The 14,476-nt window shown below is 39.6% G+C and carries 14 protein-coding genes; 8 read left to right on the top strand and 6 right to left on the bottom strand.

The genetic code is table 11. The annotated features are described in order from the left end of the window. Both AC1M87_RS06570 and tusA read right to left on the bottom strand, forming a co-directional pair. Nucleotides 1–706, bottom strand: a 706-nt coding sequence (locus AC1M87_RS06570; protein ID WP_481593270.1) for a phage late control D family protein, incomplete at its 3' end; no start/stop codon positions are given. A gap of 107 nt (nt 707–813) precedes the next feature. Beyond that, on the bottom strand, nt 814–1,071 hold the full coding sequence (tusA, locus tag AC1M87_RS06565) for a sulfurtransferase TusA (RefSeq protein WP_179998829.1): 258 nt from the start codon (nt 1,069–1,071) through the stop codon (nt 814–816). A gap of 200 nt (nt 1,072–1,271) precedes the next feature. On the opposite strand from tusA, the gene AC1M87_RS06560 reads away from it, so the two are divergent. After that, nucleotides 1,272–2,111, top strand: coding sequence for an HlyC/CorC family transporter (locus tag AC1M87_RS06560; protein ID WP_092767211.1), 840 nt, complete (start codon nt 1,272–1,274; stop codon nt 2,109–2,111). After that, nucleotides 2,108–3,667 carry an apolipoprotein N-acyltransferase gene (gene lnt / locus AC1M87_RS06555; protein ID WP_481593269.1) on the top strand — a complete coding sequence of 520 codons (1,560 nt, stop codon included), beginning with the start codon at nt 2,108–2,110 and terminating at the stop codon, nt 3,665–3,667. Before AC1M87_RS06560 ends, lnt begins: the two co-directional genes overlap by 4 nt. Before the next feature lie 63 nt (nt 3,668–3,730). On the opposite strand, the gene AC1M87_RS06550 is transcribed toward lnt, so the two are convergent. The 3 genes from AC1M87_RS06550 to gspF form a co-directional block, all read right to left on the bottom strand. Continuing rightward, complete coding sequence (locus tag AC1M87_RS06550) at nt 3,731–4,063, bottom strand: hypothetical protein (RefSeq protein WP_481586758.1); 333 nt, start codon at nt 4,061–4,063, stop codon at nt 3,731–3,733. Nucleotides 4,064–4,344: 281 nt separating this feature from the next. Further along, nucleotides 4,345–4,782 carry a type II secretion system major pseudopilin GspG gene (gspG, locus tag AC1M87_RS06545; RefSeq protein WP_092767409.1) on the bottom strand — a complete coding sequence of 146 codons (438 nt, stop codon included), beginning with the start codon at nt 4,780–4,782 and terminating at the stop codon, nt 4,345–4,347. A 46-nt stretch (nt 4,783–4,828) separates the two neighbouring features. After that, nucleotides 4,829–6,034 (bottom strand): type II secretion system inner membrane protein GspF, encoded by a 1,206-nt coding sequence (gene gspF, locus AC1M87_RS06540; RefSeq protein WP_035264068.1) that lies wholly within the window; start codon nt 6,032–6,034, stop codon nt 4,829–4,831. A gap of 152 nt (nt 6,035–6,186) precedes the next feature. On the opposite strand from gspF, the gene AC1M87_RS06535 reads away from it, so the two are divergent. The 6 genes from AC1M87_RS06535 (at nt 6,187) to AC1M87_RS06510 (ending at nt 13,064) form a co-directional block, all read left to right on the top strand. After that, complete coding sequence (locus tag AC1M87_RS06535; RefSeq protein WP_481593268.1) at nt 6,187–8,409, top strand: primosomal protein N'; 2,223 nt, start codon at nt 6,187–6,189, stop codon at nt 8,407–8,409. Nucleotides 8,410–8,516: 107 nt separating this feature from the next. Beyond that, nucleotides 8,517–10,397, top strand: coding sequence for a monovalent cation:proton antiporter-2 (CPA2) family protein (locus AC1M87_RS06530; RefSeq protein ID WP_481593267.1), 1,881 nt, complete (start codon nt 8,517–8,519; stop codon nt 10,395–10,397). Between the two features lie 50 nt (nt 10,398–10,447). After that, entirely contained in the window at nt 10,448–11,323 is an 876-nt protein-coding gene (hslO, locus tag AC1M87_RS06525) for an Hsp33 family molecular chaperone HslO (protein WP_092767221.1), read from the top strand. Between the two features lie 154 nt (nt 11,324–11,477). Next, the gene (locus AC1M87_RS06520) at nt 11,478–12,401 is read left to right on the top strand and encodes a DnaJ C-terminal domain-containing protein (RefSeq protein ID WP_481593266.1); all 924 of its coding nucleotides are present in this window, start codon (nt 11,478–11,480) and stop codon (nt 12,399–12,401) included. Continuing rightward, entirely contained in the window at nt 12,398–12,724 is a 327-nt protein-coding gene (locus tag AC1M87_RS06515; RefSeq protein ID WP_035264056.1) for a chaperone modulator CbpM, read from the top strand. Before AC1M87_RS06520 ends, AC1M87_RS06515 begins: the two co-directional genes overlap by 4 nt. A 76-nt stretch (nt 12,725–12,800) precedes the next feature. After that, nucleotides 12,801–13,064: an HP1242/YdcH family protein gene (locus AC1M87_RS06510; protein WP_035264053.1), complete on the top strand. Its 264-nt coding sequence runs from the start codon at nt 12,801–12,803 to the stop codon at nt 13,062–13,064. 82 nt (nt 13,065–13,146) lie between these two features. Here the strand turns inward: AC1M87_RS06510 and AC1M87_RS06505 are convergent, their stop codons facing one another. Next, nucleotides 13,147–14,379: a magnesium transporter CorA family protein gene (locus tag AC1M87_RS06505; RefSeq protein ID WP_481593265.1), complete on the bottom strand. Its 1,233-nt coding sequence runs from the start codon at nt 14,377–14,379 to the stop codon at nt 13,147–13,149. Nucleotides 14,380–14,476: the final 97 nt, after the last annotated feature.

Here is a 14,476-nt window from a genome sequence, read left to right as displayed (position 1 = left end):
GATGGTAGCGGATGTTGCGTCGGTTGAGGGCTTGGTATTGGCTGTTGTCGTCAATCAGGCGGAGCTTTTGTGCTTCGATCGGGCTGTTGTTGCTCGGTACAATCGGTTGGGCTTCATCAATGAGCCAGTTAATGCCTTCACTGCGTAGTAAGCGAGTCAGAAAGTCGTAGTCGCTTTCGTTGCTTTGCATGATGAAGGGGCGGATGTCGTATTGTTGTTGCAATCCACTGTGGTCTAGGCTGAGGCTAGAGGCAAAAAGTGGGCTTTTGTTTTGCCATTCTTCAAAGAGGATTTCGACCACTTCGACCACGGATTTGTTCATAAATACGCGGCTGTTGCGGCGTTTGTGCCAAAGTGAAGTTGCATCGTTAAGCGTAAGTTTGTAGAGGGTCAGTGCTCCATCGCTTTGTCCTTGTGAGGCTTCGGTGATGATGCCGGTGGTTCTAAACAGGGTGCCTTGATCAGTGACTTGATCGACGGCGACTTGTGTGCCGATGAATTGTTTGAGTGGAATTAAGGCATTGGTCGAGAGACAGATGAGTTCTGCTTGCACGCCTTCGTTAAGGGCATGGCTGCCATCGATGCGTTGTAGGAAGACTTGGCTATTCAGTTGTGAATGACTGAATTGGATGTGGAGGGCTCTGTTTTGGGCGGTTAGACCGAGCTGTTCAATCGCACGCTGAATATTATTGATGAAATTCTTCATGTCAAAATGAGTTAATCATTATTATTTAGATATTCTTAACCCAAATTGTACACGAAAAAATCAATTTTAAACGATATGAATTGTTTCAATCGTTAATTCACGACGGGCTAACCTTTTTTCACCAAATAATGAAACTCTTTGTTCCCATTTTCATCTAAACGTTCTTCTTGCAACAGCAATTCATGACCAAGATGCATACAGAATTTAGGAATATCCCAAGAAGTTGAATTATCTGTTGCAAATACTTCCACCACATCACCAGACTTAGATTTACGAATGGCTTGATGTAACATCATCACCGGTTCTGGACAACGTAAACCACGAGTATTCAACTGGATTTGAGGTTGAACTTGAGAATCAGACATTCAATATCACCCTAAAAAGATTGGGCGATTATTTTATCATAATTCAATCTTTTCACTCCCAAATTCAGAAAAAGACTCCAAATACAGTGGTCTATGATCAAATAGATCATTAGGAATCAAAATTTTACCAATAGACAAGCGTATTTTCTTCGGTATGATTAAAACTTATTTTTTCAATTGAAGAGTCTTTAGGAAAGATCATGCAAGAGGAATCAGGTACATCGTGGGGTATGCGTGGCTTACGCAAATGGTTAGGCACAGCCCCAGAAACCCGAGATGAACTGTTAAAAATTGTACAAGATTCACGTCGACTACTCGAACCAGATACAGTAGCGATGCTCGAAGGAATCTTTGACCTTCCAGCGACTAAAATTCGTGAAGTCATGACGCCACGAACTTCAATGGTTAGCTTACAAGAAGATGATGAGTTATTGGATATTCTTGATGTTCTCATCGAGTCAGCACACTCACGTTTCCCTGTATTTTCAACAGATCAACCTGATAACGTCATTGGTATCCTTTTGGCAAAGGACCTCTTACCTTTCTTAAAAGATCGTGATTCGAAAGTAAATGTACATTCGCTGATGCGGCAACCGATCTTTGTGCCTGAAAGCGCGCGTTCTGATCAAGTGCTCCGAATGCTAAAAAACACTCAAACACATATTGCGATTGTGATTGATGAGTACGGTTCTACTTCGGGTTTAGTGACACTTGAGGATATTCTTGAAGAAATTGTGGGTGAAATTGAAGATGAACATGACAATGTCGATGAAGAAGCCAATTTCATTGTTCCAGATCAAACCAGCAACAGTAGTAACACGTGGTTAGTTCAAGCACTTACACCAATTGAACATTTTAACAATGTTTTAAATGCTGAATTTTCCGATGATGAAGTGGAAACTGTGGGTGGACTATTACTGCAAGAAATTGGTTTAGTAAGCGATCTTCAAGGCCAAGTGATTGAATTGGGAGATTGGGAATTTACCATTGTGGAAGCAGATGTCCGTACTATTCATCTGATTCGAGCTGTGCGTAAATGAGAGCCTATTTTCAAAAATTATTGAGTCCTTCAGAAAAACAAAAATCATTACCTTTCATTTACCCACTCCTTATCGCTTTGACAGCAGGTGCGACTTTTAGTCTCGCACTTGCACCTTTTTATTGGTGGTGGCTGGCAATATTATCGCCAGCATTGCTATATGCCACACTCAGTAAGCGAAATACTAAACAAGCATTCCTCATCGGTTGGGCTTACGGTTTTGGTTTATGGTTTGTTGGTGCATTCTGGTTATACACCTCTATCCATGTGTATGGTGATACATCTGCGTTTTTAAGTGTCATCATGATTGCGATTATGGCCTTGGTGATGGGGCTATTTACTGCAATACAAACTTGGATATATCGTCGATTCTTTCCAGAAACACCACTTACTTTTGCCCCTTTATGGGTATTCTTTGAATGGGCAAAAACTTGGGTATTTACTGGTTTCCCTTGGTTATTTGCAGGTTATGCTTTTACCGAGCGCTTCTTAGATAGCTATGCACCTTTATTTGGTGTATTTGCCGTTTCTTTCGTGGTCATTCTCATTGCATCTGCACTTGTTGAAATCCTACGAAAACGCTACTTTTGGGCTATTCCAGTTTCAATTGTATTGCTAGGTGCATGGGGTGCATCCCATTTAACTTTTGTTGAAGAAAAAAAATCAGCACCGCTGAGCGTTTCTTTAATCCAAGGTAATATTCCTCAAGATTTAAAGTGGTTAACTGAGTATCAAGTAAAGACACTTGAAATCTATGCACAATTAACACGATCAGAATGGGGACGTGACTTGGTGGTTTGGCCTGAATCATCTATCCCAATGTTTCAATCAGATATTGAACCATTTTTAGATGCAATGGATCAGCAAGCCAAAAGTACCAACACAGCTTGGGTAACAGGCATTCCTTATTGGGATTTAAATGAATCTAAGACATTGGGTTATCCGCGTTATTACAACTCCATGATGGCATCTGGTGATGAAGCTACAGGCTTATATAAAAAACAGCGTCTCGTTCCTTTTGGTGAATATATTCCGCTGTCTGGCCTGTTAAGTTGGGTGTTACCTGCGCTTCAAAATGATCCTTCAATGAGCGGTTTTTCACGTGGTCCGCAGGATCAAGCTCCATTTTCAATTCACAACCACAAATTAGCTGCTGCGATTTGTTATGAGGTTGCCTATCCGAACCTAACCCGACGCAATGCTCTAAATAGTGATTTCCTCGTCACCGTTTCAAATGATGCGTGGTTTACGGGTACGGCTGGTCCTTGGCAGCATTTACAAATGGTACAAATGCGAGCAAAAGAAAATGGACGCTGGTTTATTCGTGCAACCAATACAGGTGTGACTGCTTTTATCAACCACAAAGGGGAAATCGTCAGCCAAGCCCCAATTGATCAAAAAGCGGTTCTTCGTGGTGATCTACCTGCAATGGAAGGGCAAACTTGGTATACGAGATTCAGTGATTGGCCAATATTGGGATTGTCATTGATTTTATTGGTGATGGGTTGGTTCTTTAGACCACGTGTTGTCGATGTCCGTTTTAAATCTCGTCGATAACACTTGGTTCAAATCAAATATACGTTCTATATCAAAAAAACCGAGCAAATATGCTCGGTTTTTTTAAATTTGTGTTGTGAGGTAAGACAGCATTGCCATCAAACTTAACATGGGAATAGATCGATAAATTTTAATGAGCAGCGCTTCAAATGTTGAAGAAACATCAGACAGCATCAAAACAGATGCCTTAAGTGCACTATAAAAACTTAAAATCGTAATCGCACTAAATACACTAATCGCCATAAATCCGATCATGATTTGACTGCTTGCGTCTGCATTTGACCAAAGATTAATAAATAGATGACTGATAGGCAATAAGGTCAAAATAAGCAGTGCAGACTTGAGCACAGTCCAATGAAATAAATTGATTTCATCTGACAATATTAATGCTTTCATCATTCCCCCTTATTATCAAGCTAAGCTGTTAGCTCCATTATGCAGGGAATAATTAAAATAAAAAGCCTAATTTTCTTCATATTTTCTGTTTCTTGTAACCATTAAATATGGGAATAATTCTTATTATAAATCTCAAAAACCCTTTATTTTTAAACATTATAATTATCAATTATTTGGGTTAATATTTCTAAATAATAAAGATTATCACTTCACTCAATATTTATTAATTCGATTAAGTGAAGTGATTAATACCATGAATGGTTTTTAATAATGATTTTCATTTATGGTGTGTAAAAGATATCAGCATCATTTCCTTCACCACCCTGCTTTCCATCTGCGCCGAATGAATAAAGATCATATGCACGACCTTCCGAACCAGGAATCACATATTGTAAATCATTATCCCAACTATCTTTGGGATAACCACCCTTCACATAGCCACCAGGTAACCAATTTTTTGCTGAAGCTGGTTGATTGACCAAAGCATCCAAGCCACCATCTTGCATCGATGGATATTGGTTATTGTCTAATTTATATTGATCTAATGCACCTGCAACACCTTTCAGTGTAATGATTGTGGTATCAACCTTCGCTTTCTCACCACGACCCATGACATTAGGCACAATCAGTGCTGCAAGCACACCTAAAATCACAATCACTACCATCACTTCGATCAGGGTAAAACCAGATTGTTTTCGCATTTTCATCTTGTTTCGCATGTTTTCACTCGCTATTTCATTCATTATTAGAATTTATTGAATCTGTTTAAATCATATTGTTCATGTTGACGATTGGCAACATGACAGCAATCACGATCACCAATACAATCGCAGCCATTAACACCAACATTAGTGGTTCCAACAACGCCAATAATGTTGAGATCAATGTAGTAACCTCTCGATCTTGCATCGTCGAAGCTCTTTCTAACATTCGATCCAACTCACCCGAGGCTTCACCACTTTTGATCATTTGCACCATCATCGGTGGAAAATAACCACAGCGCTCAAGTTGCGTAGCCAGATTTCCACCCTCTGTGACTTTTTCAGCCGCGACATTGACTGCATCTCGAATAACCCAATTGCTACTTACTGCTGCACCAATTTTTAACGCGTCGACCAAAGGAACACCAGATTGCGTTAAGATAGATAAGGTACTTGAAAAGCGGGCGGCATTAATACCTCGTGATAGTTTTCCAAATAATGGCAACTTCAACGTGAGACGATCAAAAGCATAATGCCCTGCGGCAGTCCTTAAAAAACGCACCAATAGAAAGAATCCCAACGCCGATGCAACCAATACAAATGGCCAAGCTTGACGTATAAAATCACTGGCTTTCATTAAAGCAACCGTAATCCAAGGTAGCGCATCTTTACTTTGGTCAAAAGTTTTAACGATATCTGGTACTACATAGGTCATGAGTCCCATCACGATACCGAAAGACATCAACATCAAAATAATAGGATAAATCATTGCACCTTGAATCTTCTTTTGCATCGCAAAGCGATTTTCAGTGTAATCAGCCAATTGATCGAGAATAAGATCTAAGTGTCCTGATCGTTCACCAGCAGCAATCGTTGCAATATAAAGTTCAGGGAATCTGCCGGATTGTTGCATCCCTTGAGCCAAGGAATGACCTTCTAAAACCTTTGATCTTACAGATAACATCAAATTTTGCACGTGAGCTTTTTCGCTTTGTTTGGCAACTGCTCTTAATGCTTCCTCAAGTGGGATCCCCGCTGCAACTAATACGGATAATTGGCGAGTCATCAAAGCTAAGTCATAAGCTGTAAATTTTTTTTGAAAAAAACCACCAGTTCGATGCTTGTCTTTTTGTTCTACAGCATCAACTTGTACTGGAATCCATTGTTTATCCCGAAGCTGTTGTCGAATCTGTCGGGCTGAATCACCTTCTAGCACACCCTTTTGCTGCTTTCCTGAAGCATCGATGGCAGTATATTGATATGCGGGCATGATAATGCTCTAATTTTCCTAATTATGATGTCTTAAGAGTTGCCTTAGACCGTTCTCTTCATTCATATTGATCACTTGCAACAACTTGAACACTCTATCACAAGCATTGGTTATCCACGATAAGTTTTCACCATATTGATTGACGACTATATATGACAAATATTTCAGAATTAAGCCAAATTGTTTATCGAGTGCGCATCGCGGTGCCAGTTTATCTATATGATTGTTTTGATTATGAAGTTTCTGCAGAACAATACCAAACTATACACATAGGTTGCCGTGTTCTTGTTTCGTTTGGTCGTCAAAACTTAGTCGGGATCGTACTTGAAAAGATCGCACCGGAAACGCCATTAGATCCGAAAATCAAACTGAAACCTATCACTGAAATCTTGGATCTGCAACCCATACTCAATCCTACGATCATTCAGCTCGCGCAGTGGTCTGCCCAATATTATCAATTCCCCATCGGAGAAGTCATGCATACCACTTTGCCTACATTTTTAAGGCAAGGTAAACCCTATAATTTATTAGCTCACTCTTGGAAAGTTTTAAATTTAGACGCTGAAAAGAAAGTGGCTCGATCTTTAAAACAACAAGAGGCTTATAAAATATTAAAGCTACACCCTCAAGGGACTGCCGAGACGATACTGAATTTGAGTGGTGTGGAAACAGCAACATTAAAAGCGCTTGAAAAGAAAGAAATCGTCGAGTGTGAATTGATTCAACAGGACTTTAGTCCTGAACCTGTACAGCTGGCTCAAATGCCATTGACTGCAAATGATGATCAAAAAAAAGCAATTCAATCCATTTTAAAAGCACAAAATCGCTATCAAGCATTTTTACTCGATGGTTTAACTGGAAGCGGAAAAACTGAAGTTTATTTGCAAGTTATGCAAGAGGTTTTACAAAAAGGTCAGCAAGTATTGGTACTGGTACCAGAAATTGGCTTAACCCCTCAAACTATCAGTCGGTTTCAATCTCGCTTTCACTGCAATATTGTCTTGTTGCATTCCGGACTGAATGACACAAAGCGCCTCCAAGCTTGGCAATATGCTCAAACAGGGAAGGCCTCCATTATTCTTGGTACACGCTCTGCGATTTACACCCCCATGCCAAATTTAGGGCTCATTATCTTAGATGAGGAGCATGACCTGTCATTCAAACAACAAGAAGGTTTTCGCTACCATGCACGTGATGTTGCTCTCTATCGCGCTTATTTAGAGCAATGCCCCATTGTCCTTGGCTCAGCAACACCAAGTATTGACTCATATCATTTGGTGGAGCAAAAAAAATTAACGATTCTGAAACTCGATGAACGTGCCGCAGGTGCAAGCTTACCTAAAATTCATTTAATTGATCTAAAGATTGCTCAAAAACAGCATGGTATAAGCGAACAACTCATTAAAGAAATTCAAAAAAGACTCAATCAAGAAGAACAGGTACTGATCTTTTTAAACAGACGTGGTTATGCACCTGTCCTGATCTGCGAAAGCTGTGGATGGCAAGCCAATTGTCCCCATTGTGATGCACATTTTACGCTTCATAAAAAACCATATGAGCACCTGCATTGCCATCACTGTGGGACAATTAATCGACTGCCTGATCAATGTCCCTCTTGTCAGCAACACACCTTGAAGCCTATTGGAATGGGCACGGCAAAAGTTGAAGAGAATTTACAACTTTTATTTCCAGACTTTCCTGTGGTCAGAGTAGATCGTGATTCCACGAGCCGTGTCGGGAGTTGGCAAAAAATTTACGAGCAAATTCATCAAAGTAAACCGATGATTTTACTTGGTACGCAAATGTTAGCCAAAGGTCATCACTTTCCGTATGTAACCTTAGTTGCAATCTTAGATATTGATAGTGGTTTACTCAGTGTTGATTTCAGAGCAACGGAACGAACAGCCCAATTGATTGTTCAAGTTGCAGGTCGTGCAGGACGAGGTGAAAAAAAAGGTGAGGTTTATCTACAAACTTTACGACCTGATCACCCTCTACTCAACACGCTCATTAATAAAGACTATCGTGCTTTTGCTCGTGAAACACTTCATGATCGTCAAGCTGCTTTACTCCCTCCAATGCGCTATGCAGCATTAATACGTTGTGAATCGCGTAGTCAGGAAGAAAATCTCAATTTTTTAACCAATATGACACAATCGCTCCAACAACATACTGGTGAGCTGATTGAGATTTGGGGTCCAATTCCTGCGCCAATGGAGCGAAAGGCTGGGCGTTATCAGGCACATGTGGTTTTATTGTCATCAGATCGTGCAAAAATGCATTTCTATATACGAGAATGGTGGCCATTCGTGCTTCAACAAAAACCTTCAACGATGAAGCTCAGTATTGATATAGATCCTCAAGAGCTAAGCTAATCATGAGAGTTAAATTATCAAAGTCGAAGACCTGAATTAAATTTACACAGCTAAAGCAGACACGATTACAATTTCATCAGTCCAACATTCCACTTTAGGGAAGGCCAATGCCATTGTTGTTACAAATCACAATTTTTCTAGCTGCCGCATTAATTTTTGTTCCGCTCGGAAAAAAAATTGGTATTACGACAGTCTTAGGTTATTTGTTTACAGGAATATTACTTGGTCCAAGTGCATTGAATGTGACCAATGATGCCGAAACATTAATGAAATTAGCTGAGTACGGCGTGATTTTTTTGATGTTCTTAATCGGCCTAGAATTACGCCCTCAGCGCTTGTGGAATATGCGTCACTCTATATTTGTGATTGGAAGTGCTCAAGTCTTGATCACAGGTATAATTCTTGTCGCAACCATTTGGCTGTTCTTCCAACAGCATCTTGCCGCTAGTGTCGTAATTGGTCTTGCCCTTGCTTTATCATCTACAGCATTTGTCATGCAATTACTTGCAGAAAAGCAGCAGCTGAATACCGCGCATGGTCAGCAATCTTTCTCTATTTTACTGTTTCAAGATATTGCCGCTATTCCTTTACTCGCCCTGATTCCCCTACTCGCGGGAAATCAGTCTACACATCATGGTATTGCTTATTTTGCCGCTGTTGTTGCAACGTTTACTGGCTTATTTTTATTTAGTCGCTATGTGATGCGACCATTTTTTAGATTCATTGTACAGAGTGGTGCCACTGAACTCATTACGGCTGCTGGACTCTTCATTGTTTTGGCTGTCGTTCTGTTTATGGATATGCTCGGATTAAGCACCACGCTCGGTGCTTTTCTGACAGGTGTATTACTCGCGGATTCTGAGTTTCGCCATGAACTGGAATCGAGCATTCAACCCTTCAAAGGGTTATTACTCGGTTTATTCTTTATGAGCGTAGGCATGATGACACCGATTGATCTCCTCGTAGATCAGCCGCTATTCATTTTTGGTGGGGCATTCGTGCTGATCATCATAAAAATATTAAGCATGGTTGCAATCGCGCGATATTTTAAATTTCAATGCAAAACCAGTGTATTGATTGCCATTTGTCTTGCTCAAGGAGGAGAATTTGCTTATGTGATCTTAGCTGTTGCGAATACCGAAGGTTTAATTACTCAAGCAGTGTTATCCCCTACGATTCTGATCATTGCAATTTCGATGGCACTCACCCCTGTCATTTTCTGGCTTGCACAACGATGGCTCATTCCATATCTTGATCGAAAGACTGATAGCGCTGAAGATGTCCCATTACCAGACACTCATTCAACATTAATCATTGCAGGTTTTGGACGCGTCGGACAAATAGTGGCGCGCGTTGCTTATCTCAATCATGTCAGCTTTACAGCCATTGATAATAATTTAGAAAAAATTGATTTTGTGAGAAAGTACGGTGGTAAAATTTATTATGGAGACGCCTCCTCCCCTGATTTATTGAGATCTGCAGGCATCGAGCATGCTAAGGCATTTGTACTTGCTGTAGACGATGTGGAAATGTCGATGAATATTGCTCGCCATTTACGTTTGAATTATCCAACGCTCAAACTCATCGTCCGTGCCCGTGATCGACATCATATGCATTTACTTAAAGACTTAGGCATTGAGCATATTTGGCGTGAAACTTTTCTATCTTCACTCGGTATGGCATTTCGCACCTTAACCGCGTTAGGTTTAAGTCAAGAACATGCTCAACATAGTATTGAAATATTTAGAGACTATGATGAGCGTCTATTAGCTGAGCAACAACGCATCTATACGGATGATCAAAAAGTCTTTGAAAGCTATCGAAATTTCTTAGCGGAACTCGAACAAATTTTTGAAAATGATGCGCAACAACATCAACCACTTTCAGAAAGTTTAGATGAAACCATTGATTCTGAAGTAAGTTCTATAGAACGACGCGCTAAGCACTCGCAAAACCAAATTAATGTTTGTCGAGATGAAGAATTTTAACTTGTGATTTACAATATCGTCACCATCTAGACAGGGATTTGGAGAATTTTATGTCTGATTTACGTCAACGTTTTTTTATTGATAACAGCCCTGTTCGTGGTGAAGTCGTACATCTTGAAGATGCGCTTAAAACAATTTTAGCGCAACGCGCCTATGCACCTGCGATTCAAATTTTATTGGGCGAAATGCTCAGTGCGACTGCATTGTTGGCCAGCACACTTAAAATTAAGGGACGTATTAGCCTCCAAATTCAAGCTTCTGGCACCTTAAAATGGGCTATGGCTGAATGTAATCACCTCGGTGAAGTACGCGGATTAGCTGAATATGAAGCAGATCCACGTTTTGAAGAAGCATCAGACAGCAGCATCGTTCTGAAAACTTTGGTCAGTCCAGTTTTATTTATTAATATTGAACCTGAATTTGGCGAACGCTATCAGGGTATCGTGCCTTTAGATCAGCCGAATTTAGCTAAATGCCTCATGCAGTATTATGATTTATCTGCCCAAATCCCAACCAAGATCGTTTTAGCTAGTACTGCTCAACGCGCTGGTGGTCTTTTAATTCAATTGTTACCGCGTAACAATGATGAAGAGCAGCAAAAGGTTGATGAAGATATCTGGCCTCGTCTAACCATGCTCACTGAAACTTTAAAAACAGATGAACTTACTGAGCTGGATGCGCAAGAAATTTTGTATCGCTTATATAATGAAGAAGAAGTCAGACTACCTGAAGCTGAACAACTTCAATTTGGCTGTACATGTTCTAAAGAGCGTTGCTCTACAGCATTAATTCAGGTGGGTGCAGAATCTGTGCGTGAAATTTTAGAACAACAGAACCCTATTACCATGGACTGTCAATTCTGTAACACTCAATACAGATTTACTGCTGAAGAAGCACTCGGTCTATTCGGCGAGCACCTCAGTTAATCCTAAACAGTTCTCTTCGAAAATCAGCAAGTTTTACTTGCTGATTTTTTTTGGTTGTAAGAAATTGAAACAATTATTCACCATCTGAACATATTGTAGTCTTCGAAAGTCTGCTCATAATGATTAAAAGTTAATCAACGGTTATTTTTGCTTAATGGCAAATAATTATTATGAGGAACTCGGACTAGATCGCGATGCGAGTCCTGAGGAAATAAAAAAATCATATCGAAAACTGGCTCGGAAATACCATCCCGATATCAGTCAAGCACCTGATGCCGAAAAAAAAATGCAGGCGATTAATACTGCGTATGACACATTAAGTGATCCTTTAAAAAAACAAGAGTACGATCAACAACTCGATCAGTTGAATAGTCAGTCTCCTTTCTCGGATAGTGAAAACCATACAAATCATGAATTTTCTGGCTTTGAAGATTTGTTTGGGCGTTTTGGAACAGGTTTTGGTGGAGGTTATGCACAGCGCTCACACCAATATAAATCCCAGCCAATTCGTGGTGAAGATCAACATGCCAGTATAGAAGTGCCCTTACAAGTCGCTTTTGAAGGTGTCACTCAATCCATCCAATTGCGTATACCCACTTTTAATGCATATGGACAACCTGAAGTTCAGCGAAAAACCCTTGAAATTAGAATCCCGAAAGGGATGAAAAACGGTCAACAAATTCGACTCAAAGGTCAAGGACAAGCTGGTTTATCGGGGGGTGAAAATGGAGATCTTTATATACAGATCCATTATCAAACCACTGACAGCATATATGTCGATCAGGCAGACATTTACTATCACATTAACATTAGTCCTTGGGAAGCTGCTTTAGGCCAAGACATCGAGCTAAAAACCCCCTCTGGAAAGATTAAAGTCAGCATTCCTCAACATACAATTTATGGCAAACAACTCCGTATTAAAGAAAAAGGGATTCCCTCTTCCCCCCCGGGACACCTTTATCTAATCCTGAATATTGTTTATCCAAGAGCAGAATCCCCGCAGCAAAAACAGGCATATGAGCAATTTGCTCAAGCATTTACACATTTCAACCCTCGTGATGAAGGAGGTGAATCATGACAACGATTCAGTACCGAGAAGTGTACAAAAATGGATATTTAGAGGCTGAAATCATTGATGACCAATGTATTTTTGATTTAAAGCATTTTGCCCAAGCATGCGGACAAAGTCCTGAATGGGTTTTGCAATTACTTGAATATGAGATTCTACCTGCTCGTTCTGAGCAAAAAATCCATCAATTTTTTGGTGAAGAACTTACTCGAGCACGGAGAGCTTATCGCTTGCAACGGGATTTTGAAGCAAGTCTCCCTGCCGTCGCCATGATGATGGATCTGATAGATGAAGTACAACAATTGCGCAAGCAAGTGAAATACTTCAAATAAAGCAAGCCCACATAAATGCATGTACTGTTACATGCATTTATTTTTTATTGATTAGAATGAAAGGATTAAACCATCAATGAAAGTTAAAGAATGCAATAAAAAGCTGAAAAACCTTTTCCCTGAGTTCCGTGAACTTATTCAGCCTTTAAGAGAAGAAAACCCTCACTTCGCTAAAATTTTCGAGGAACATGAAACGTTAGATCATGAAATTACGCATTTGGAACTAAATCCAGTTAATGTAATTAATGATGATATTGAGTTTCTAAAGCGAAAAAAACTTAAATTAAAAGATGAAATGTATCGTTTGCTCAAACAAGCGCAGACGAACCTTACCCAGTAATTTCAATTTAATATTATAAAATAACGGTGAATCTGGCACTTATCATTCTGACTTAAAGCATAAGTGCCTTATATGACGTTGACTATTTTAATCGAGTCCAACGTCCCATTTCTCGGAGCGTACCTTTCAATGTTTTTTGAATCGGTTCATACTCCAAAAATGCAAACAAACCGAGTTGTTGCTGCTGGTTTTGTTGAGCCAACAATTCCATCACACTTTTTTCACCGCGCCCGACCATTTGTCTACGATAAAAATACCAAATTAACAAAAGTGTTGTCACACACATGGCTGTGAGCATATACCAAAAGCCATGCGGTGAGTTTAATCCTGGAATAAATTCAAAATTCATTCCGTAAATACCTGTAAGAAGAGTCAGTGGTGCAAATACAGCGGTGATAATTGCTAAAATTCTCATATTTTCATTAGTTTGATTGGCCACTGCTGAAAAGTGCAAATCGATGGCGGCTTGTACTGCATGGTTTAACCGAACACTGTGCTTTTGTATTCTTTCAATATGGCTAATTAAATCATCCATTCGGACGAGCATTAAATTTTGCTTCTCTGCCTTACGTTTAGCTTTAATATGATGATAATTTTCGACAATTTCATCTCTTAATTCTTGTAGGCATTCAACCTGTTCTTCACACAAATTTTCAACTTGTTGAAAAGCGGTGATCTCTTGCAGCAGTTGATTCCATCGATTAAATTTTTGATTTCCTTGTAATAGTTCTTTTTGCCAAAATTCCACACGTTTGGTTAGTGGTACACGTAAACCTAAATAGCCATCCACCATCATATTCAGTAATCTAAGCGCAATATCTACAGGGCTCTGTGCTAATTTTCGTGGAATATTCTGTTGCTCTATAGGTCGTGTTTGAATCGCCTGTACTCTTTCAAGATATGTTTCAAATACACGATTACCTCGTTCATGCACTGTGATTAAAACATTTGATGTCATGACAAAACTTACCGGCGTTGTAACAATGTCCGCAGTTTGTTGCTCAGCTGAATGACCATTCTGAATTTGTATGTGGTCATCTGGGGTGATTAATTTTTTAAAGATCAACAAATCATAATCATCTAATGCATCAAATACGCAAGGATGCTCAAGGTTTTGAATATCTTTAAGATGAAATTCGTTCAACAGAATTCCAGTGTTCTCAAAAATATATCGTTGCCACGTCTCTGTATTTTGAATCAATTCGTGGCGTTCAAAACTCAACCATATAAATTCTGCATCAACATCAGTCGATAATGCTTCACTCAGATAAATATACCCGTCATCTTGATGATAATAATAATTAAACTTTTGCATTTTAGTTTTTTTTAAATGAGAACATTTTGATCATGCCATAAAAAAAGCCTTGTGTAGCACTCGTTTAAACGAAGCACCACACAAGGCTTAGAATTAG

It is taken from the genome of Acinetobacter sp. 24-47-62, from assembly GCF_056779765.1.
Note: the sequence above shows the minus strand (reverse complement) of the source record. Positions and strands in the feature narration are given on the sequence as shown.